This is a genomic window from Algoriphagus terrigena DSM 22685 (assembly GCF_000429445.1).
GTDB classification, from domain to species: domain Bacteria; phylum Bacteroidota; class Bacteroidia; order Cytophagales; family Cyclobacteriaceae; genus Algoriphagus; species Algoriphagus terrigena.
This window is the reverse complement of record NZ_AUBW01000014.1, coordinates 41,423-63,713: the sequence shown is the minus strand read 5'-3', so window position 1 is coordinate 63,713 and position 22,291 is coordinate 41,423. Positions and strand designations below refer to the sequence as shown.

Sequence of the window (22,291 nt, the reverse complement as noted above, 5' to 3'; positions counted from 1 at the left end):
TGAAAAGATTCTCCGTAAACATCTTTTTGCTCCATGATAGTCATTCCATTAAATAACGATAGAACCAAATATCTAAGAAACAATAAAACACTTATATTGGTAAACAGCTCCTGAAAATAGACAAGTTACATTTTGCGACGTGGCCTAAAATGAGACATGAATCTTTTACTCTATCACGATTCGTTTTCAATACAACAAACTAAACCTATCTTTAACTTCCTTTCACGTATGCGAAAAATAGACCATGTCTCACTCGTTACATTAAACGCATCATCAACGTGAAGCGAGTCGCAGTAGTTGGAAGTGGACCGGCCGGTATGGCCGCAGCGTACGCATTGGCTAAAGCTGGTTTCAAGGTAACTGTTTTTGAAAAATCCTCGATGATTGGTGGAAAGGTTACCAGCCACAACGAAAACGGATTTTCACAAGAACATGGTGTTCACGGTTGGTGGAATAATTATATAAACTTCACCGCCATTATTAAAGATTGTGGCCTAGATGAAACTCAGCTTTTCAAAAAGGTAGAAGGAACAACGATGGTAACCCCGTCAGGAAAAAAGTATAACCTGAATGTTCTTAAATGGAAACTTCCCAGTCCTTTGTTCATGATCCTGCAAATGGTAACAGCGCCATTTCTAAAAATAGGCGATGTCTTTAGTATGATTCGTTTCGGTATCGTACTGTTTGGATTCGACCAGAAGACGGATTACGAAAAATACGACAAACTCTCATTTCAGGAATTGATGGACGAATGCAAGGTGAGTCCAGCGGTTCAAAGTCTAATGCTAACGCCATTCATTCTCTCTTTTGACTTCACCGTCCCGTCGCGCGTGTCGGCAGGATGCGGACTAAGTGGACTGCATTTCTATGTCATCCGCGATCAACTTTCAGTATGTACCCGATGGCTAAAAGGCACTCCCAATGAAATGATCTTTAACCCAATGAGAAACATACTCACCAATCAATATGGCGTGGTATTCATTACTTCTTGCGAAGTAGAACGCCTTGAGGTCGGGCACGAAAATGCATGTATCACAGGGTGTGTAGTAAAATCTAGCACACTTAAGTCTGAAGAAGCTCAGTTAATCGCACGCATACAGACACCCGAAATAGTGGAGGGAACATTTCATAAACTTAGTGGATTCAATATTTTAATCGGTCGAAAAGGGGAAAACTACATTGCCTTTGACAGTACCTGCTCACATAACGGGTGCTCTGTATTTTGGAACAACAGTCAAATGCTATTTGAATGTCCGTGCCATGGCGGTAAATATCACCCTGACGGCAATGTCCATTCCGGACCTCCTCCCCAGCCCCTTCAGCAACTTTTGGTAGTTAAAAATGAAGATTTTTTAACTATTAAATCGCCGCAGGTCAGCAAAACCATTTCCTTCGACGAGGTCATCTTGGCAACCGACGTAGTTAACGCGAAAAATATTATGAGCAATACCCTTCCTGCGACTCATTCCATTAACCGCAACCTCACACCACTCGACACTACGCCGGTAATTGTTGTGCGTATTTGGTTTGAGGGCAAAAATTATGAACCCACCATAGACAGCGCCCTCACTCCGGAATTCGATTTTATAGACAATTATTTCAACCTCAACAGCTTCTCAGACCGATACGATCGCGAAGGTCATGTGGTAGAGGTGCAGGCATACCGCGTGTTTTCAGATTTGGAGAAAACAGATAGTGAAATATTGCAAAGGGCCCTTAACGACTTAGCCATTATTAATTCCAACTATAAACGGGAAAGGGTTTTACAATATCGCATCAATCGCCACAAACAATTGTTTACACGCTACGCTCCAAGGTTGAACGCACACCGTCCAACAGAAAGATCTGGAATAGACGGTCTTTACTTCGCTGGAGACTGGACAGGATTTTATTATCCCGTATGGATGATGGAACGCGGAATTTGTTCGGGCATCCGCGCAGCGAATGCAATATCGCGCAAGTACAAACAAAATGAATTCCCGTTAGTTAAACTTGATGAGGGGAGTTTACTTTTCCGTGTTACAAAAGCGAGCTGCAGATTCATATTAAAGTTGCAGGAAGCCAATTTCCTAAAATCCTGGCAACATCTTGCGATTCGAAACCCAGGCGGTCAGGTAACAGTTTTGCAACGCAAAAAAGACGATGAAGGACTTTATATTCCAAAACCGGCAAACACGAGTTGGTGGGACTGGACTGTTTTTCTTTTGCATACCGCCGCCGAAGTAGAACATTCGCTCATGATCCAATACCTTTTCTCTGGTTATTCCATAAATCCGAGGTTCGGGTCTGCAGAATACGACATGGTAAGCAGATGGAAAGGCACCGTGCTGAAGATTGCGGTTGAAGAAATGGGGCACCTCCTTGCGGTGCAAACCATACTTAAACTTATCGGAGGCCCATTAAATTTCGAGCGAGAAGATTACCCTTACCGATCTGACCTGTATCCTTTTCCGTTTGAGCTTAGAAAATTTGATAAGCAATCCATAGCGCGCTTTGTCATTGCCGAACTGCCGTCCGATCGTTTAGACGAGGAACAAAAAGAAATATTAAAATTTGCTGGCATCACTCTTTATAGCAACCAGATCAACAATATCGGTCTGCTGTATGAAGATATAATCCATATTTTTAGCGACGGCAATAAACTCCCTGAATCTCATTTTGACTTCGCCAACAAAGGTGGCATTAGTTCGTATTGGAGTTTTTCTCCAGATTTCATTTGTGAAGAGCCCTCGACTAGAGCACTCGCCATAGATATTCTTAAAAAAATAGCGGAACAAGGCGAGGGGACAAGCAATCAAAAAGATTCGCATTTTGAACGCTTCATTTCCATATACAGAGAATTCGATTCCCTCGACTTAGGCAGTACAGAAAGTCTGGCGGTTAACGTAGATGCCAATCCTTCTCTAAAACAGGGAGCGAAAAATCGAATCACTGAACCGCGGGCAGTATTGTGGGCAGAAATACACAACATTAAATATCAGCTTACTCTATCCCTGTTGAGTCACTCGCTTCAGATGCAGCATATGAGCGAACAATACGTTAAAGAAGCGCAGAAAAATATTTTGGGACTTATACATAGGGAAATGGCGGGGCGGGGCGGAGTGAATGGGTTAAAGCAAATCTCCGAACGTATTTTTTCATTGCCTTTGGTAGATGCAAAGAAGTTTTCGCTTAGGGCGGGGCCATGTTTCGATCTGCCTCTTATGCTAAATATACCGGATACAGAATTAGCTCGGTGGCAATCTTACAGTCAACTCTATAATCAACAGTTAACCCTATTGAATAAGCTTGTAAAATATGACAGTGAACATGATGAGGCAACACAATGTATAAGCATCGTTAAAAAAGAACTCGATTTAATCAAAGCGCAAATCGAAAAAACTTCTTAATCTATTAGTGGAACTTTGTTGTCATTGATGAAAAAGAGTCGCTTTTGATAATTTCACTCGATAACCTGCTGATATGATAATGTCAAGTTTATATTGGTTCCGTTTTTTATCGTCTCCGGCAACCTGTTCCATTTTTGAGAAGGTTGATTCTAATTTCAATTCTTTTGACTTATAGATGCGGTTGATGTGTTTCAAGATATCCGGCCGCTGAACACCATAAATGGAAGCCATAGCATGGACGTCAAGCCACACCGTATCATCCTCAAACTTTACCTCGATTTTGACGCTGACCGATAATTAACTCCAGTTTGCAGCGCTGACAAAAGGGCACGCTGATCGCTGTCTGCGGTAACAGCAACTTCAAAAAATAGGCGGAGAAATTCCAAACCGGGAATCCGCGTTTCTCATTTTGTACTATTCCAAAAGCCGAAAACGATACTTAAATTTTTTGTCAGATGGCAGCAATAAAAAATCCGTCTGCTATTTTGCCAACTAACTTTAAACTGTAGACGTGTAAATCAGCTCATAGCTATTCGTTCTCCGTTGTCTTCGGCGTTCGGTTGATCTAACCCCTTTTTTTGGTAGCGGTAATATATCCATTGACTAAGCGCTTTTTTTTAAGCCAGTAATGTTTTCGCTAAACGCACTTCTTGCAACTCATACCCTGTTGAATTCTTAGATCTTTGATGAATTCTATTCAGGATGTTATTTTCTGCATACCGATTATTGAAAAGGATGATATTCATGGTCAAAACAGTGTGTTTTGACCTAATTTACACCAAGTTCAGCTCTTGCTAATGCAAATGTCGCAGCCTGTCAGTTATAACTTTTGGTTGCTGTTGTCATTTTGGATATTCACAATAACATTCAGGGAGGTTAAGAGAAGCAACTTTAAATGTTAGGGTCTCAGTGGTTTGCGGCATACTCATTTATTTTTTAGGTTTCAAATTGAGCACTCTGATTTTTTCTCATATCTTAGTTCCTCTATGAAATCATAAACAAATGACTGTTTTTTCTATCGTTCGACTGGGCGTTCTAGCCCTTTTGTTCTTATCCTGTACTAAAGCCGAGGAAGTTTCTCAGGAAATACCCTCCGAATCCTTCCGAAATGAAGTGGCAGCCACCGAAGTCCGCGCAGCCACAGCTAAGCGCAAAAGCTTTGATTACCTGATTAATGCAATCGGGAAACTCGAAGCACAAAGCCAAGTAAAAGCCCTTGTGGAGCGGGAAGGTTATCTCGAAAAAGTTCTTGTCTTCGAAGGGCAATATGTTGAAAAAGGACAAATCATCGCAACGTTGGATAGGCGGGAGGCTGAGTTTGCGCTGGAAAAGGCAAAGATTGCTGTAAGCAAAGCCCAAGCGGAGTCGGAAGTGCTTAAGAATCAATTCTATCTTAGCTTGGAATCTAACGATTCAGCTGTAGTCCAAAAAGTCCAAAGCCGAATCCTGATCAACAGCGGTCTTTCGCTCGCGGAAGTAGAACTCAAGGAAGCCCAGCTCAATCTTTCCCGATGCGAAGTCCGTGCGCCCGTCTCCGGTAAGATCGCAAACGTCAAATTCAAAGAAGGCAGTTATGTTTCAAAAAATGAAGAATTTGCTGAAATCCTCTCCATTGATAGACTCTTGCTTCGGGTAAATGTGTTGGAGTCTGACATTCCGCTGATTTCTGCCAATCAACGTGCGGAAGTATATCCGATCTCTGATTCCCAAAACGCAATAGAAGGTCGTGTCTCGGCCATAAATCCCCAAGTCGATGAAAATGGCTTGGTGCAAGTTTCCATCACACTGAATTCTGTCAAAAATCTCCTTCCCGGCATGAACGCCCGGGCGATCATCCGTGCTCCTCAGAGCCACAGCTTGGTCGTCCCAAAAGATGCTGTCGTGTATCGCTCCGGCAGAGCGGTGGTCTTCACCATCGAAAATGGAAAAGAATCCAAATGGAACTACGTGGAAGTGGGCAAAGACAATGGACAAGAAATCGAAATCCTCGAAGGAATTGCCGAAAACAGTACGGTCATCACCACCAATAATCTTCAGCTCGCACATCAGGCACCTGTCCAACTCGTTAAAGAATAAGCCATGATCCGATTTTTGCTTGAGCGGCCGATCGCGGTGACTATGTCTTTTTTGGCTTTGATGGTGTTTTCGGTGATTGTCTTTCGGCTGTTGCCAATTTCACTTTTACCGCCCATCGATGTGCCGCAGATCGTGGTCAAGGTCACCTATCCCAATGCTTCTCCTGAATCCATCGAGCAAAACGTCCTGCAGCAAATTCGCGAGGGACTGATCACGCTCAGCGGACTGGAAGAGATGGAAAGTAAGGCGGGTTCCGAGATCGGAACCGTGCGGTTGACCTTTGACTACGGCACCCGGATGGAGCTGGCCTACATCGATGTCAATGAGAAGATTGACCGCCTGACCAATTCGCTGCCGAAGGATTTGCCCCGTCCTGAAGTGATACGGATCAATACGTCTGACGTTCCCGTTGCCCGGGTGCAGGTCATCCCAAAAGAGGGAATCGATCCGATTGAGATTAGCCTGCTCGCGGAAAATGTCCTGAAAAAACGGATCGAGCAGCTTCCCGGTGTGTCGCTCGTGGACATCAACGGCAAGCGGGAGCGGATCATCTCTGTCCAGCCCAATGACAACGCTTTGGCAGCACTGGGGATGACCCAAAAGGAATTGATTGAAGCTATTCAGTCGGGAAATGCTGAGTTGCCGGGGATCAGTGTCAAAGACGGTCAGTTCCGGTACTATCTCCGATTGGCGACCCGCGTCGACTCTCCAACTGACATCGAATCCCTGCCTGTGCGCTCCCCAAGCGGTGCAATAGTTCCTTTGGGAAGAGTGGCAAATGCCAAATACGAAACCCAGGAAATGCTGGGTTATCACCTTTTCGGGCAAAAAGAAGGACTCGTGATCACAGTGCATAAGCAGGCTTCGGCAAAGATGAATGAGTTAATTCCTGAACTGAGAGCTGCTCTGGAGCTTTTCCGGAACGACTATCCTCAGGTCGATTTTGAGATCACCCAGGATCAAAGCAGTCTGCTCAATGCGGCGATTTCCAACCTCCAAACGAGCTTGCTCTTTGGAGGACTATTCGCTTTTGGGGTGCTTTTTCTTTTCATAAAGGACTATCGAATTCCCCTGATTATGGGGATCAGTCTACCGACTTCTTTGCTGATCAGCTTTCTGGTCTTTTATTTCTTCGATATTTCCATCAACATCATTTCACTTTCCGGCTTGGCTTTGGGAATCGGGATGTTGATTGACAATGCCATTATTGTATTGGACAATATCACCCGCAAGCGAGAGTCCGGTCTCGGATTGTTTGAGTCCTGCGTAGAGGGAGCCAACGAAGTGATGGGTGCCCTGATCAGTTCGGTGCTGACGACACTGGCTGTGTTTGTGCCGCTGGTCTTCCTGAGCGGGATCTCCGGAGCCTTATTTTACGACCAGGCAGTGGCTGTGGCAGCGATCTTGTCGGTTTCGCTTTTGGTGGCTTTTGTGCTGCTCCCACTTTTGTATTGGTTGATTTTCCGGTTGGGAAAGCGGGATTCGCTCAAGGGGGAACCTAAGGCTTTTCTTTGGGTTTCGGGGATCTATGAGCGGGGTTTCCATTGGGTTTTTGCCCGAAAAAAAATCGCAATGATCGGCTTTTTTATTCTGATTCCCCTAGGTTTGAGCCTCAGTCTTTTACTGAAGACTGAAGGTCTTCCCGAAATCGAAAAGCCGGACGCAACCCTTGAAATCGACTGGAACGAGCCCATTCCCGCAGGACAAAATCGAGATCGACTCCTCGGGTTGATCCGAGAAATCAAAGATTTCACCCAGGCCGAGGCGGACATCGGGGTTCGACAGTTTTTGCTTTTTGACGGGGATAATTCCATCCAGAAGTCGCTGCTTTATTTACTTTTCCCTTCGGAAAGAGAAAAAGAAACCCAACTCAAGCTTCTTCGAAATCGACTTGAGGCGGATTACCCTTTGGCGACTTTTGTCCTAGGCGATGCGCCCAATGCTTTTGACCAATTATTCAACTCGAACCTTCCTTACTATGAGGTTCGATGGAAAGATCTGAAAGCCAAGAAACCGATCGAAGCAGCCAAGTTGAAACCTTGGTTGGAGGATTTTCCGGCATCAAGCTGGGAGCCTGGACCGGGGCTTCAGGAAGAGCCTTCGGTGGTTTTTACGCTTTTGGCTGATAAACTCGCCTTGTATCAGATTCCGGTGACAACTGTGCAAGAACAGCTTTCCCGACTGTTTGGGGTTTTTACGATCACGGATATCCGTCGATTTGGAGAGATTACGCCGATTCGTCTTCGGGAAAATCAGGATCGATTTGAGGATTTGCTGCGAAGCACACGAATTTTTGCTTCGGATGGCACCTCGTTTTTTTTGCGGGAATTTGTCGATTACCGTTATGCCAATCAGTATAAATATGTGACTGCAGACCGTGGGGGAATTTTCCAAAGTGCCCTCGTGACTACGGAAAATCCGCATGCTCAACTACAGGACCTCATCCAATGGGGTGCTGACAAAAATCTCGCGTTGGAGACCAAAGGACAGTATTTCCGGGACCGGGAAAACATCAGCCAACTCTTGGGTATTTTGGGGATTTCAGTCCTGCTGCTGTATTTCATCTTGGCAGCTCAGTTTGAGAGTTTAGTGCAGCCGCTGATCGTCGTGTTTACTTTGCCGATGGGGATCGCGGGGGCATTTTTGGTACTGCTGATTTGCGGCGCTTCGCTCAATGTCATGTCTGCCATCGGACTTGTGGTAATGCTTGGCATCATGGTCAATGATGCGATTCTTAAGATCGATACAATCAACATGTTGAAAGTTGAGCTTGCAGAAAATGAGGGTTTGTCAGGAAGTGTTCTTCTGGAGAAAGCCATTCACCAAGCCGGAAAGATCAGACTTAAGCCGATTCTGATGACCTCGATCACGACGATCTTGGCCTTGATTCCGATTATTTTCAGTTCCGGATTGGGCGCAGATTTGCAGCGGCCTTTGGTTTTTGCGGTGATCGGAGGATTGACGATCGGAACGGCCACGGCATTGTATTTTGTACCGCTGATGTACTGGTTTTTTGATTCGGTGGTAGTGAAAAAGGAAAACCGATGACTGCATTTCGGGTATTGATCACGTTTGTGGTTTTAGGAATTTTGGGCTTTGCAGTCGTCCCTTTGCTTTCCGTGGATTTTAATCCCAGGGAGCGGGAACCTGTACTGACGGTCAGCTACGGGATTCCCCTATCTTCACCCGAAATCATCGAAAAGCTCGCTACTTCCCCACTGGAGGGGGCTTTTTCCCAACTCTCTGAACTCAAAAAAATCACCTCAGTCTCCAACTACGACCGGGGTTCAATCACACTTCGGTTTGACAAAAAGTCGGACATGGAGCTGAAGAAGTTTGAAGTACTAGCCTTGATCCGACAAGCATACTCACAGCTCGATGAGCGGCTCACCTATCCGATTGTGACTCAGTCGGCACAGGCTCGGGATGATTTGAAGACACCGATTTTGACTTACAGTGTCAATGGGCCTTTTGCCTCTTTTGAAATTAAAAAAATCACCGAGGATGTGCTCAAGCCGGCTTTGACGCAATTTGCCGAAGTGGAGGAAGTGCAGATCTGGGGAGCTAATGACCTGCAGGTTTTTGTGACATTCGACGCGCAGAAAATGCAGTCCTTTGGCATTTCCAGAAGCACTCTCAATACAGAAATCATCCAGGCTTTTGGGCAGGAATTTCCGGGAACTGTCTATAATAATAAAGGAGAAACACTCTTTGTGACACTTGATCGCAAGCTGAATTCACTCGATCAGCTAGAAAATCTCAGTATCCGTCAAGTCGGAGACATGGAAGTTCGGCTTCGAGACATTGCTCAGGTGACAATGGAGGAAAGCGAAGCCACCAACTATTACCGGATCAACGGCAACAACTCAGTGACTTTGACGGTCATCAACCGGGATGGGGTCAACAAGGTTTTGCTTGCAAAAACACTCAAGGCTGCCATCGAATCAGCGAAAGTAAATCTCCCTCAAGGTTTTGAGGTTCGGCTGCAAAACGATGATACGGAGTTTCTCGAAAAAGAACTGAAAAAGATCTATGAACGGTCCGGCTTATCCATTTTGATTTTGATCACCTTCATTTTTCTGATCAATCGCAATTGGAAGTACCTCAGCATCCTGTTACTGGGAATTGTAGTCAACCTCAGTCTGACAGCAATGGTGCTCTATTTTTTGAAGGTTGACATCCACATGATCACCATCGCGGGATTGACGATCAGCTTTGGATTGATCGTGGACAATGCCATCATCATGATGGATCACTTGCATAAGTATCGCAACCGAAAAGTCTTTGTGGCACTACTCGCAGCTTCCTTGACTACAGTTGTTGCATTGATGATGGTATTTCTATTACCTGAGGAGGATCGGAAAAGCTTGACAGAGTTTTCGATTGTCGTTTCCGTGATGTTGGGAGTGAGTCTGATCGTAGCTTTGTTTTTTACACCAGCATTTTACGAAGTGTTATTCAAGGAATCTGTCCAAAAAGGCAGGAAATTAACACTCCCCAAACTCAGAAGAAGGTTGAATTGGCTTCGTCGGTATGAGTCTGGAATTGCCTTTACAGCGAAGTACAAAAAGTCCTTTTTGACGTGTGTTTTGCTGCTTTTTGGCACACCGATCTTTTTCCTCCCTGCTAAGTGGGAAGGGCAGGAATGGTATAATAAGACAGTAGGCAACACTTTTTACCAGGAGGAAATCAGACCCTACATAGATAAAGCGCTTGGAGGTTCACTTCGGATGTTTGTGCGTGGAGTGTATGAGAAAAGTGCCTATCGTGAAGCAGAAAAGACAAGGTTGTACGTGACTGCAAGGCTTCCCTTTGGCAATACACTGGATCAGATGGATTTTATCATGCGTGAGTTTGAGGCCTATCTGAAAGATGTCGAAGGCGTAGACAAGTTTGTTACCTATGTGGTTTCCGGTCAATATGCACAAATCGAAATCACTTTCAAAGAAGGCTACGAAAAAGGCGCCTTGCCCTATCAGCTGAAAGGGAAGCTTTCTGTAAAGTCCACCGATTGGAGCGGTGCGCAATGGAATATCTATGGAGTGGGTCAGGCATTTTATACCGGAGGTGGAGGGGAAGGAATTCCGAGTTTCAGGGTAGAAATGAAGGGTTACAACTTCGACGAACTGGAGCGGCAGTCGGTTTTGATGGCGGATAAGCTACTTCAGCACAAGCGAATTCAAAAGGTAAATACCAATGAACGTCTCAGTTATAACGAACTAAAAACCCAAGAATATGTCCTACGGCTGGATCAAAATCAGATCGCCTTGGGACAGACCAATCAGTTTGAAGTGCTGAATACGCTTCAGGATCTGTCCAAGCCTCAGGGGCCGTCGGCTTATTTGGAACTTGCAGATCAAAATTACGGTATGATCCTGCGCGAACGTCAGGCAGAGCACTTCAGCAAGTTCGATCTCGAGCAAAAAGGGCTGATCACAGGGGAAGATCGCATCATGAAAATCTCTGATTATGGAACCTTAAACTTGGAAAATACCACCAATGCGCTGCACAAGGAAGACCGGCAGTATATCCGAGTGATTTCCTTCGAATACATGGGTTCAGGGAAATTTGGTAACGAATACTTGGATGAAGTCCTGAGAGAAATGAAAGTAATCATGCCGATTGGATATGAGGCTAAGAAGCAATCCTATAACTGGAGTTCAGAGAAAGCCAACCGGGAATATGGACTTCTGGCGCTTTTGGTGGTGGGGATTTTCTTTGTCTGCACAATTCTGTTCGAGAATTTCAAGCAACCTTTCTATATCGTCTTCCTGGTTCCAATCAGTTTTATTGGCGTATTTTTGATTTTTTCGCTCTTCGGTTTCTACTTTGATCAGGGTGGTTACGCAGCGTTTGTGATGCTCGGCGGGCTGGCAGTCAATGCGGGTATTTTTATCCTGAATGATTTTAACAATCGAAAAACCGGGGTTTTCAATCGTAACATCCTGAAATCAGTGGCAGGAAAGGCAATTCCGATTCTCCTGACAGTGTTGTCGACTTGCTTTGGCTTGGTACCATTTCTGATTGATGGGCAAACAGAGATCTTCTGGTTTTCGCTGGCAATTGGAACGATAGGAGGGTTGGTATTCAGTATGGTGGGGGTTTTCTGGATACTTCCGGTGCTGATGTGGAAGAAAAGTATTTTTGAAAAAAAAAATTTAAAAAGTAAGTAGTATTATTAAAATTAAATTTTAAATTTCATCTAAATGTTTCGCCACGAAAACAACGTCAAAAAGATGAAAAAAAATTTCTATTCCGCATTAATCGTATTGTTTTTAGGGACATCGATGTCCTTAAGTTCATTTAGTTTGTCGGGAGTTTCAGATTTAAACGAACTAACTTCTTCAGGGGCTGATTTCTGTGTTAAAAGAGCTAATTCGGAATGTCTTATGCACTCAACTGGGAATGTTTATTTTGGCTATGGAGCGCCTCTAGAAGAAGTAGAGCAGTAATTTTACTCCACTGTTTATCGATCTAATTACGTGATGAAATATCTAAATTTGAAAAATTAAAGTTTTTGTTCTGCCTTGAATTTAATTGAGTGATTATTTTTGAGTTAAGACAAGTAAAAAGAGATTTTTCAAGAAGTTCTCGAATTGGATGAGAGATAGTCTGTAGAAGCTAATTCCTGTCAAAAGAGTTTAAGTTCAAAATAATTAAATTTTGGCTGACTCAAAAGATATCAAACACGGTCCTTTGAGGATTTTTTCCGAATCTCATGCGAGAATAGCGTCACTAAGAAAGCGATAAAATATAGAACTTTCCTTTAGTCATGTCTTCCCGAGTCACGATTTTCAAAAGTAGGGTGAAGAATGTTTAGTCCCCTTTGGATTTAACTATGTTGGGAAAAATCACTGGTTAAAAGCTGTGATTGAAGATATACTAATAGCGAGCTTATATACCAGGCATGACCACTCAGCTACTGCCTGTGTCTCCAATGTAGTTCCACTCCACCATGTACTGTAATGGTGACACAAGTCGAAGGATTAAACCGTTTTAAACCACTTAAAAATTAATAAAAAGCCATAAAAAATTCTTTAACTATTTTTGCAACATTTCATTTTTTTAATATATTTGATCACCTAGGTTAAATCATATTTTAAACAAAACTCAAAAAAAAATGAAAAAATTAACTTATTCAATTTTAGCATGTCTCGGTCTTAGTTTGGCGTTTTCATTAAGTTCCTACAACTTTTCTGCTCCGACCAATTACAAGGACCTTACATCCTCAGCAACCAAATATTGTGCGATACTAGCCAATAATGATTGCAGATCTAGTGCGACAGGTAATATCTATTCTGGATACGAGTTAAAAACCTGGGAAGAGGAGCAAGATCAATAAGGATTAATTCATCCTTTCCGTAATCAAAGATGGTAAAATGGGTTAATTTGTAAACAACAGACTAACCCATTTTCATTCTTTACATAATTGATTTCATGCCACGTAAACTAATTAACGTATCACCAAATTTACTTTGGTATTTGTATGGGGCTGACTTTTTGTAATTGGATGTTGAATTTATAAAATATTGTCATTTTGTTTAAGAAAAACTCACATATTATAGTTATTGCGATTGCAGCTTTTTTTTTAAGCTGTTCAGTGGATAAACCTGATTTATTGGGAGAGGAAATTAAATACGTAAAACAAGTAGATTTTCCTCAAATCCAGGAATTGGATTTTCAGCCACTTGATCTTTTTCCTCCAGGTAGGGTTGAGACAATTGAAATTCTCGACAGCTTAATGTTTTTAGCTGACTTAGAGGCAAAGAAAAATATTCATGTTATTGATATAAAAAATAGGTCTTTTCTAGGCTCTTTCATTGATAGAGGGAGAAATGAGGGGACTGCCTTAAGTATATCGGATCTTATGGTAAATAGGCATTCTAACACCGTTTATGCATATGACATAATGAATAAAAAGATTTTATCATTAGGATACGATAGAACAGATAGTCTTCCATTGAAAATTATAGAGGAATTTTATTTTCCAGATGTTCTAAAAGGAAAATATTCTTTTGATTTGGCATTCAATAATAGACTTTATTTTTTATCATACGATAATGATCTACATCGGTTTTTTTCAATGGGATTAAATGAGAATCTATTGAATTTGAAAGAAACAGGGAAGCTATCGTCTGGTGAGAATTCATGGCCTGAAAAACATAAAGACTCTTTTTTTGGAATTAAGTCAGTGATTTATTCTGGTATAATAGGGTCTCATCCGACTAAAAATTATCAAGCCATTTCTTACAAATATTTTGACAGGATTGATTTATATAAAAATGACACTATCACTAAGATCTTGATAGGTCCTGACAATCTTAGCCCAGAATTTGAGTTTTTTAAAGAAGGCGAGTTTTCCTACGATCCGAGGCCGATGAAAGGTTTCAAATATGCGCATATGGAGTTACATACTACTGATTCCTATTTTTTTTCGTTGTATGCCGGTTATGATGATAATACAACATGTGGGAAAAGGATTTTTGTATTCGATTGGGAAGGTAGTCCAATCATCGAGCTAAATTCTGATTTTCTAATGTGTTCAATAGCTATAAAACAATTTGATGACCACTTTGAAATTTTCACTATTAATTCATCAGACAATCAAGTTTATAAAGCCAGTTTTAAATTATGAAATTAAGCCATTCATTTTTGCATTCACTTGTTATTTTATTTGTATCTGTTTCCTGCATGAAAAAAAGCGATTGTATAGATCCTGAGAAATTAATGGGTGATTGGTATAAACAGAAGATTAACTTTGAAAATTATCAGAAAGTTAATTCGACATTTTACAACGGTACTGAATTTATTGATCTTTCTAATTTAGAGAGTAGTAACTATGAATATTTTTTAGTTCATTATTTTGACGCAAATTGTGATAAATGTGTCAACGAACTAACTAAAGTTGAGAAATATAAGGAGTTGTCTAGTGAAAGTCTAGGATTTATTTTAATTGCTAATGCCCATACCGAAATATATATTCAGGAAGCAGTAGAAAGGAAGAAATTTGCTCTTCCGGTGTTTTATGATGAAAATTTTCAAAATTTCAAAAGGATTAATAATTTTCCTCTTGATGATTTTGGTTTCAATACATTTCTAATGAATAAAAACGGTGAGCTAATTTTATTTGGTACACCTTTTGAAAACGAGAAAGCCATTGCAGCTTTTAACAGTATTATAAATGGTTGCTAGAGATTTTGTTCGATCCATTTTCCGTTTATCACTTCTAGTACTATGTAGTTTTCTATTCGTGTTTTTGATTCAAAAATACGTATATCAAGTTCATTTAATTAAAGGGTCATCTATGGAGAAGACTCTTTCAAATGGTGATAGATTGTTAATTTCCGTTTTTAACAAGAATAAGGTAAAAAGGGGTGACGTTGTTGTTTTTAAAAAGGATAATACTTTTTTTGTAAAACGATGTGTTGGTATTCCTGGTGATAGTGTTAAAATAGTAGATGGGCGTTTCGAAGCCTCTAATTCAATAGGGGATTTGTATCAAATTGATCTTAATTCTAAAATTAGTTTATCTGAAATTAACTGCTTGACAAATTTTAATCCTTTTTTTGGACAAGTTTATAAACAAGATTGGGATAGTTATAATTTCGGGCCTTTGTATCTACCGCGATTTGAAGATTCTGTTTCTTCTGAAATGTATAATACATATTCACATTTAGAGGAATTCATTGTTAGGAAGGATAATTTAGGTAATTCCCACGTTGGATTTAATGAAAGTTTTTATTTTTTTGTTGGAGACAATGTTTGTAACTCCGACGATTCAAGATCTGTAGGGCTAATAGCTGGGTCGGAAATAATTGGAATTGGCTATCTGGTATATTCAAAAGCAAACCGTAGTTTAAAATTAATATAATTTAGAAATGAATAGGTTATCCATTTTCTTGATGCTGTCTTTTTTTTGTTTATCATGTAAACAAAATTTGAAGACGTCCACAGAATTTTCATTATCAAAACAGGATTCAGTTAGATTTGACTATTTAGCAGATTTGAATTTAATGGACGTAAATAGTGACGGTGATAGGTTATTATTGTATTCATATTTAAAAAAGTCGTTTTTAATTATAGATACTAGTGGTAAATTGTTAAGTACATTCGAGCTTGATCCAAATGTTCTAGGTAGATTACCTTTTTTGTCATCTCAATTTGTTTCAAATGGTTTTGCTATTGGGACAGATAAAGGGTTTTTTATCATGGACTTTAATGGCGATGTTATTCAAGAATTTCAGTTTGATAGAAATTTTGTTCCCAGCTTGGCAAGATTTAGTTCAGAAAATCCACTTATTTCTCATGAAGAAAAATTTTATTTCTCTTATCCTCAATCTAATTTGGAAATTGGTATAAATAGCCCCCAATTTTATCAAAACTCTAAATTAATTGGTGTGTACGACAAAAAGAGTAAAAAAGTGGATTTATCCGCACCATTGCCTCAAAATTCTGTATATAAAAACGGGAAGTCACATCAACTGGACGATTTCGATGCAATAATTAGGTTAAAGGATTCCATTTTTTTTGTAGCCTTGAAAAAAGAATTGGCAATTTTTAAATATGATTTGGCTAATCTTAATGGAGAACCAAGAAGAATTTCATTGAAGATAGATGGGTTCTACGTTAATGAAGGCATACCAATGGACCTTGTAAATCCGGATATGTTAATGTTCGATCCAACATACGGTAGTATTGAGAATTTTTACAATTTTAACGATGAATTTATAGTTTTTTATAAAAAAGGATATGAAGAAGCTGATCGCCAGAAATTTGATCTGTTGAATAGCCCCGTGGAACTTGAAGAATTTCAGGAAATAGCGAAAAATAAATACCCTTACTTTGTTGGTTATTTTGATAACCAAGGAAATCTTTTAAAGGAGTTAGAATTAAGTTCGGATTTTAATCCTAATAATACTATTTTTTCAGGTGATTACCTCTATTCAATTTCAAACCCTTCTACGATTTCCGAAGAAGATTTTTACACAATTAATATTTATAATTTAACGAAGAAATGATCTATCTGTTTTTAATTTTAAGTCATATAATGCTATTGAATGAGCCGGCTTCAGAGGAAGGCGTTCATAATTTAATATTGAATAAATTAGATTCTATTGAAACTGTTTCTTACGAGTATAATAGGTTTTTGGATTATAAGTCATCGTCTACTTATGAAGAATTGACCGGGATCGTTTTTCTTGATTTTGGATCTAATAATAAGTTTGGATTTCCTAATTACTATATTGATAATTCAAATCTTGTTTTAGTCTATAATGGGAGTGAAAGGTTCGATATTGATAAATCTTCTAAAACAATGCAAATTTTCCCTAATCCGGATTATAATTTTTTAGAGTCTTTTTCTTTTTTTTATAACTCGTTACTTACTGTAAAAAGAGGTTTTCCGAATTTGGTGAATAAAAATATTCCATTTAGCCTAGATGTAAAAGAATTTGACAATACTAAAGCCTATGTTTTTTCCTTTGAATTAGTTGACCAGTATTTAGACAACTTTGGAGAAGTTCATAATCTTTCTGGTAAGGGGAAAATTAGATACAATTTTTATTTTTCCTACAACGATTTGTTGCCTTTAGGCATTGAGACTTCCAATTTTCAGAATGATACTTCCATTACTAAATTTGATAACATAGTTTTTAATTCAACCGATTCTTCTAAATTTGAATGGTTCTATAGTAGTTATTTGGATGATTATCAAATTATTGATAATTTTGAAAAAGAAATAAAATTGGGAGATATTCTTCCTTTACCTTTTAAACTGTTGAATACTAATACCGGTGATACTATTTCAATTCAAAAAGGACAGGTTACTTTAGTTCACTTTTGGATATCTAATTGTAGTTATTCAATTGAATCTTTCAACTATATTAGATCTTATTTTAATCAAGGTTTAATGAAGGAAAGTGATTTGTCATTTTATTCGATAAACCCCTATGAGGAGGCCTCTGTAATAAATTCCTTTAGTTCCAGACAAAATTTAGACTTTCCTGTTTATAAAGATTTATCGAATATTTCAGAAGAAATCGGGTTGAACAAATTTCCGTTTTTTTTATTATTAGGACCTAACGGGAATGTGTTATATTTTGGATCATGGGATGAAAAAAGAATATTTAGCCTTATCCGGTGAGTGGCACTAGTATGTGATTTTTATTGTCATCCGCGTGAGTTTTTGAAGGTCTGAAATATGGCTTTTATTGTAGATTTTGCATATAGCGATCAAAGTGACCCCCTGTCAGCGCTGCAAACTGCCCCCCCAGAGTTAAGTGATTTTTTTGGGTGAGAATAGTGGACTTACGTCGCGTTAAAGTTATAGATTTTCGGGATTGATTTTTCGTTGTTTCCGCAGGGATTCTCCCTGTAGTTCGATGCGGTGTGCGTCGTGCACGATTCTGTCCAGAATAGCATCTGCCAGGTGCGGTCGCCGATGATTTCATACCAGGCGGAGACGGGTAGTTGCGAGGTGATGATGGTGGACTTTTTGCCATGCCGGTCTTCGATGAGTTCCATGAGCAGCATCCTGCTCTGCACGTCCAGTGGCTGTATCCCGAAGTCGTCCAGGATCAGGACGTCCAACTTTTCCAGGCGGAGCATTTCCTTGATTGCCGAGCCGTCGACTTTGGCCATCTTGAACTGGGTGAGCAGCCGGGTGGTGTTGGCGTAGAGGACTTTGTGTCCTTTGCTGCAGGCCTGGTTGCCCAGGGCACAGGCAAGGTAGCTTTTGCCCGTGCCTGTGCTTCCTGTCAACAGGATGTTTTCTCCTTTTTTGATGTATCCGCCGTCGGCAAGGCGCAGGAGCTGGTTTTTGTCCAGCTCCCGTCCGGGACGGAAGTCGAGCTCCTCGACGGTGGCTTGGTAACGGAACCGTGCGCCGCGCAGGTTGCGCTCCATGCTGCGGTTTTGGCGGTCGTCCCACTCGTTTTCCACCAGCAGGCTGATGAGTTCATCGGGGGTCAAGTTCGCCATTGAGCCGGTTTCGGTGGCGTGTCTGAAGCTGCGCTGCATGCCGTAGAGCTTCATTCGTTTCATCTTCTCAAGTGTCTGTTGGATCATTGGAATCGGGATTTGGATTAACTGAAGTATTTGTTGCCACGGATGTTGTGGTGTTCGGGCATCTGGGAGGATTCGTCCAGCTGCTCGTCGGCAAAGGGGATCGAGTCGAGGTTTTTGGAAAGGATCTGCATGATCATCGAATAGGTGTAGACGCCATATTCAGCGGCTCTTTTGCAGGCTCCGGAGATTCGCTGTGGGCCGGCTTTGCGGGACAGATTTAGAATGCCCAAACAGGACCGATAGCCTTGCTCGGGATGGGGAATGGCCTCCATCAGTTTTGCCAGAAACGTCCCGACTTCGGGACTGATTTTGTTTCCTTCCCCGGCAAAGAACTCCGAACTCCAGCCCGAGACATACTGGTGGTTTCCGGCCAGGTGCTCCTGTGAGGTGGTGTACTTGTGTTTTCGCAGGTCCCGGGAGTGTTTGGCGATCGGATGGTAGTGATGGTAGATCTCTACCCGGTTGTCATTGTAGAGGACTTTTACTTTTTTCCCCATGTACTGATGGGGTACGCTGTAGTAGTGTTTGTCCTCCCCCAGATAGATGTGGGTGTTCTTCATCACGGTGCAGACCTTGACGCTCATCAGCAGGTAAGGGAGCTCGGGGAGTGCCAGCAGGGTGCTGCGTTCCAGGGTTTCAAACTGCTCCCGGCGGCTTTCCTCGCCTCGCAGGGCGTAGTCGTTGTACTTGTTTACCAGTGGGGCAAGCGCCTGGTTGAGGCTTTCCAGAGACAGAAACACCTTCCCGTGGAGCTCGGTATAGATCCGCTGATAGACCTGTCTGACCGCACCCTCTACCAGGGACTTTTCTCTGGGCTGACGGGGTCTGGTGGGAAGGATCGTGGTATTGTAGTGTTCGGCAAAAGTTTCAAAAGTCTCGTTGATGACCGGGGAATACTTGCTGCCTTTGGTGACCGCTGACCGGAGGTTGTCCGGGACGATTACCCGGGGCACGCCGCCAAAGAACTCCAGCATGCGCCGGCAGCTTTGGATAAAGTCCGGCTTCTTCTGACTGTAAGTGGCCTCTACGTAGGTGTACTGGCTGCAGCCCAGCGTGGCTACAAACACCTCTGCCGGAACATATTCGCCGGTGTCCGGATCGGTTACGTGGAGTTTTTTGCCTGCATAGTCGATGAACACTTTTTCGCCTGCCGGGTGGTCAAAATGCATCGTCAGACTCTGCCTGCCCACGTAGTTCTTTGACAAACCCTGGCAACATCGGGAGCAGAACTTCCAGCCGGTCGCTTTGCAGAACAGGGGCCGGAGGCCCCAGGATCAGCTCGGCCAAGGCCTGCTCGGAGAGCTGATTTACCTCATCGAAGCGCATCCCCGTCTCCTGAAAACGCCGCAGATAGGACTTGACCGTATTGCGGGAGACTCCGGTCATTTTGCTCAGCTGCTTGCTGCCGTGACCTTCGAAATGGCCTCGTAAAATTTGCTTGATCTTATTCATAGTGAGGGGGCGATTGGCCATTGAAAATGTGTCGTTGTTCACACTTCCAACAGGCCCTAAAAGCCTCCTATTCCCTTTCCAAAAAAATACTTCTGACGGGGGTCAGTTTGCTCCGCCAAACGGGGGGCAATTTGTATCGTCAGACGGGGGTCAGTTTAAATCGTCAGCCGGGGGTCAACTTCGTCGTTTTTTGCACCTGACGGTGTTTTCGACTTGCTTTGGTACCATTACTGATTGAGGTGCAAATTGAGATTTTCTGATTTTCGCTGGCAATCGAAACGATAGGAGTATTGATATTCAGTTTGGTGGGAGTTTTCTGGATACTTCCGGTCCTGATCTAGAAGGAACGTATTTTTGAAAAAAAATTTAAAAAGTAAGTAGTATTATTAAAAATATATTTTAAATTTCAAATAAATGATTCACAACGAAAACAACGTCAAAAAGATGAAAAAAATTTTCTATCCCGCATTAATCGTATTGTTTCTAGGAACTTCGATGTCCTTAAGTTCTTTTAGTTTTACAGAGTTGTCGGATTTAAAGGAACTGACTTCTTTAGGAAGCGATATCCCTTGTGTAAAGAAAGCTAACACAGATTGTCGTGTGGAATCAACTGGGAATATTTTTATTGGTTATGGAGTGCCTCCAGAGCCAGTGGACCAGTGATTTTGCTCCACTGTTTATCAATAATTTATTGTTGAGATATCTAAATTTGAAAAATTAGAATTTATTGTTCTGCCTTGAATTCAATCAAATGATTTTTTAAGGTAAGACAAGTTAAAAAGATTTTTCAAAAAGTACTCGAAATGGATGACGGATAGTTTGTGGAGTCTGTAAGCTCCCCCGAAAATTGGGCCACTCAAAAGTTTACTTTTCACCCGATAAGCGAAGGTAAGTGAATACTCCAAGCAGTTCAAGACCAAGGCGAGCGGTTGGCTTGGGCCAACCGGTCTTGAGCTGCTTTCCGTATTCACTTTTGCGCTGCTTAACGGTTGGAAAGAAAAAGATGTATTCATTTTAGTTGTTCCAATAAGTCAAAGGGAGTCTGATAACCGAGGGCCTCATGGGGCCTTTCCCAATTATAGTCTTCCATCCATTCCTGCGCTTTTTCCCTGACCTCATCCAGCGTATTGAATACATTGGCGTTGAGCAGTTCTTTTCGGACTGATCCATTGCAGCGTTCCACATAGCCGTTCTGCATCGGTTTTCCTGGCTGGATAAAGACCAGCTCGATGCCCTTTTCCCTACACCATTGATCCAACAACCGGGAGATAAACTCAGGACCGTTGTCCACGCGGATCATTTTAGGAAGTCCCCGGACCAGCTCAAGAAACTCCAGGACTCGGACCACCCGTGGTGCGGGAAGCGAAAAATCCACTTCCATGGCCAGCATTTCCCGGTTATAGTCATCCATAATGTTGAGCACCCGGAAGTGCTTGCCGCTCCAAAGGCTATCGCTCATGAAGTCGACAGACCAGACCTGATTGATCGATTCTGGCCTAAATAGAGCCTGTTTGGTCCTTGCCGGTAGCCGCTTTTTGTGTCTGCGCCTGATATTCAGTCCCATGGCAGAATAGATGCGGTAGACTTTTTTGCGGTTCCACAGGTGGCCTTTTCTGCGAAGGCGGTAATGGGAATGCCAAAAACCAATGGCAGGGTATTTCTCTACCAGTTCTTCGGCACGCTGACCGTCTTACACGCCTGACGTTGGCTCACTCCATGTTCTTCGACCATGAACTGAACCAGCATGCCTTTTTCATCAGGCGTCAGAGCTTTTTTGCCACCGCATCCTTGAGTGCCTCATGCACCAGCTCATCGGCAAACATCCGCTTCAAGCGGGAATTCTCTTCCTGAAGTTCTTTCAGCTTTTTGACCTCACTGGCTTCCATCCCGCCATAACGCTGTTTCCATTTATAAAAAGTGGTGGGGGTCATTTCCATCTCCCAGCAGATTTCTTCTACTTTTCTGTGGACCTTATGAGCTTTGATCGCCGTGAAGATCTGTGTTTCTGTGAATTTCGACTTTTTCATAATAACCATTTAAACTTGATGATTTCAATTCAACTCTCAAATGGCCAACAATTGAGGGAGCTTCAAAGCTGTAGGAACAAATTCCAGTCAAAAAGACTCTTAAATTCAAGCTGGTTATATTTTGGCTGAATCAAAAGAAGATGAAACAGGACCTTATCAGTTTTTTGCTGAAACTCTAATACGAGAATATTGTCATTTAGAAGCGATAAAATATAGAACTTTCCTTTGGCCAAGTCTTCCCGAGCTATAACTTACCGACGGTACGTGAACAGTATTTAGTTT

General features: G+C 41.8%; 12 protein-coding genes and 2 pseudogenes. 10 read left to right on the top strand and 4 right to left on the bottom strand.

The features are described 5' to 3' along the window. Positions 1-278 precede the first annotated feature (278 nt). The 9 genes from G459_RS0113815 to G459_RS0113770 all read left to right on the top strand — a co-directional run bounded on the left by G459_RS0113815 (position 279) and on the right by G459_RS0113770 (position 17,607). Positions 279-3,389, top strand: coding sequence for an FAD-dependent oxidoreductase (locus tag G459_RS0113815; RefSeq protein ID WP_157373340.1), 3,111 nt, complete (start codon positions 279-281; stop codon positions 3,387-3,389). Between the two features lie 1,002 nt (positions 3,390-4,391). Then, a complete protein-coding gene (locus tag G459_RS0113805; RefSeq protein ID WP_026968175.1) occupies positions 4,392-5,465 on the top strand; it encodes an efflux RND transporter periplasmic adaptor subunit in 1,074 nt (357 codons plus the stop codon). Positions 5,466-5,468: 3 nt separating this feature from the next. Next, the gene (locus tag G459_RS27520; protein ID WP_035455972.1) at positions 5,469-8,513 is read left to right on the top strand and encodes an efflux RND transporter permease subunit; all 3,045 of its coding nucleotides are present in this window, start codon (positions 5,469-5,471) and stop codon (positions 8,511-8,513) included. Further along, positions 8,510-11,638: an efflux RND transporter permease subunit gene (locus G459_RS0113795; protein ID WP_026968174.1), complete on the top strand. Its 3,129-nt coding sequence runs from the start codon at positions 8,510-8,512 to the stop codon at positions 11,636-11,638. The genes G459_RS27520 and G459_RS0113795 overlap by 4 nt, the downstream gene beginning before the upstream one ends. A gap of 1,364 nt (positions 11,639-13,002) precedes the next feature. Next, positions 13,003-14,100: a BF3164 family lipoprotein gene (locus tag G459_RS0113790; RefSeq protein ID WP_026968173.1), complete on the top strand. Its 1,098-nt coding sequence runs from the start codon at positions 13,003-13,005 to the stop codon at positions 14,098-14,100. Between the two features lie 56 nt (positions 14,101-14,156). Then, entirely contained in the window at positions 14,157-14,657 is a 501-nt protein-coding gene (locus tag G459_RS0113785; RefSeq protein WP_026968172.1) for a hypothetical protein, read from the top strand. Continuing rightward, positions 14,647-15,336, top strand: a complete 690-nt coding sequence (gene lepB / locus G459_RS0113780) for a signal peptidase I (RefSeq protein WP_026968171.1) — start codon at positions 14,647-14,649, stop codon at positions 15,334-15,336. The genes G459_RS0113785 and lepB overlap by 11 nt, the downstream gene beginning before the upstream one ends. A gap of 67 nt (positions 15,337-15,403) precedes the next feature. Then, a complete protein-coding gene (locus G459_RS0113775; RefSeq protein ID WP_169725033.1) occupies positions 15,404-16,483 on the top strand; it encodes a hypothetical protein in 1,080 nt (359 codons plus the stop codon). Continuing rightward, a complete protein-coding gene (locus G459_RS0113770; RefSeq protein ID WP_026968169.1) occupies positions 16,480-17,607 on the top strand; it encodes a TlpA family protein disulfide reductase in 1,128 nt (375 codons plus the stop codon). Before G459_RS0113775 ends, G459_RS0113770 begins: the two co-directional genes overlap by 4 nt. A 180-nt stretch (positions 17,608-17,787) precedes the next feature. Here G459_RS0113770 and istB read toward each other — a convergent pair. From istB to G459_RS30420, 3 genes and pseudogenes are all read right to left on the bottom strand, one after another. Further along, positions 17,788-18,530 (bottom strand): annotated as a pseudogene (gene istB / locus G459_RS27515) (IS21-like element helper ATPase IstB). A gap of 17 nt (positions 18,531-18,547) precedes the next feature. Further along, positions 18,548-19,735, bottom strand: coding sequence for an IS21 family transposase (gene istA, locus G459_RS27510; protein ID WP_245588188.1), 1,188 nt, complete (start codon positions 19,733-19,735; stop codon positions 18,548-18,550). Beyond that, positions 19,689-19,982, bottom strand: a complete 294-nt coding sequence (locus tag G459_RS30420; protein WP_051315222.1) for a helix-turn-helix domain-containing protein — start codon at positions 19,980-19,982, stop codon at positions 19,689-19,691. The genes istA and G459_RS30420 overlap by 47 nt, the downstream gene beginning before the upstream one ends. Before the next feature lie 414 nt (positions 19,983-20,396). Between G459_RS30420 and G459_RS0113755 the strand changes: the two genes are divergently transcribed. Continuing rightward, positions 20,397-20,645: a hypothetical protein gene (locus tag G459_RS0113755; protein WP_026968168.1), complete on the top strand. Its 249-nt coding sequence runs from the start codon at positions 20,397-20,399 to the stop codon at positions 20,643-20,645. Positions 20,646-20,991: 346 nt separating this feature from the next. On the opposite strand, the pseudogene G459_RS29435 reads toward G459_RS0113755, so the two are convergent. Further along, positions 20,992-22,009: pseudogene (locus G459_RS29435) on the bottom strand (IS3 family transposase). Between the last annotated feature and the right edge of the window lie 282 nt (positions 22,010-22,291).